This is a genomic window from Sulfuriferula multivorans (genome assembly GCF_003851125.1).
In the GTDB taxonomy this organism is placed as follows: Bacteria; Pseudomonadota; Gammaproteobacteria; order Burkholderiales; family Sulfuriferulaceae; genus Sulfuriferula; species Sulfuriferula multivorans.
Map to the genome: position 1 here is coordinate 1 of NZ_BGOW01000032.1, position 1328 is coordinate 1328.

Annotated in this window: 1 protein-coding gene; it reads left to right on the forward strand. The window is 55.0% G+C overall.

Annotated elements, in window-relative coordinates; translation table 11 throughout:
* Positions 1-65 precede the first annotated feature (65 nt).
* Entirely contained in the window at positions 66-1292 is a 1227-nt protein-coding gene (locus EI185_RS13915) for an IS256 family transposase (protein WP_124705757.1), read from the forward strand.
* Positions 1293-1328: the final 36 nt, after the last annotated feature.

A 1328-nucleotide genomic window follows, 5' to 3' on the forward strand; every position in this document is an offset into this window, starting at 1 on the left:
GAGGGTGTAAATAATTTTGTGTAAACGGTCATTAGGCAGGAGACTGCCACCTCCAAAGGAAAACCATGACCAAACGCAAAGTAGTACAGCCCGATCTGATTGATCTTTTACTCGCTGATTACCAGAAACCCGAAGACCTGATTGGTGAGAATGGCATCTTAAAGCAGCTCACCAAGGCCATAGTGGAACGCGCCCTGCAAGCCGAGCTGGCTGCCCACCTGGGCCACGACAAGCATGCGGCCGTTGCCAACGAGAGTGGCAATACGCGCAACGGCAGCAGCGCCAAAACGCTCAAGGGCGATTTTGGTGCCTTGCCCATTGAGATTCCACGTGACCGCGACGGCAGCTTCGAGCCGCAGCTCATTGGCAAACATCAGACCCGCTGGAGTGGCTTTGACGACAAGATCCTGTCGCTGTACGCCCGCGGCATGACGGTGCGGGAAATTCAAAGCCACCTGGAAGAAATGTACGGCACCGAGGTCTCGCCGACATTGATCTCCTCAGTCACCGATGCCGTCATGGACGAAGCCAAAGCCTGGCAGGTGCGTCCGCTGGATGCACTGTACCCGATCGTCTACCTCGACTGCATTCATGCCAAAGTACGCGATGACGGCACGGTACGCGTCAAAGCGGTGTATCTAGCATTGGGCGTCAACCTCAATGGCGAGAAGGAGTTGCTGGGCCTGTGGGTGGCCCAGACCGAGGGTGCCAAGTTCTGGTTGCAGGTCGTGACCGAACTCAAGAACCGCGGCGTGCAGGACATCTTCATTGCCTGCGTGGACGGCCTCAAGGGCTTTCCTGAGGCGATTGAGGCAGTCTTCCCGAAGACCGCCGTGCAGCTGTGTATCGTCCACATGGTGCGCTACAGTTTGAACTTCGTTGGCTGGAAATTACGCAAGACCGTTGCGGCGGATCTACGCACCATTTACACGGCTGCGACCGTTGAAGAAGCAGAAATGCGGCTGGCAGAATTCGATATGAAATGGGGGGCTGATTACCCCTCCATCGTGCAGTCCTGGCAGCGAAACTGGCCGCGCATCATTCCGTTCTTCGACTATCCTGCCGAAATTCGCAAGGTGATTTATACAACCAATGCCATCGAGTCCGTCAACATGAGCCTGCGCAAGGTCACTAAAAGCCGGGGCTCATTTCCCAATGACGATGCCTTGATCAAGCTGTATTATCTGGCACTGCGCAACATCAGCAAGAAATGGACAATGCCGATTCAGAACTGGAAGGCCGCGTTAAATCGGTTCACGATCATGTTCGATGAGCGCATGCCGCAGCTTTAAACGATTTCCCGTTTACACAAAATCGCGGATACCCCC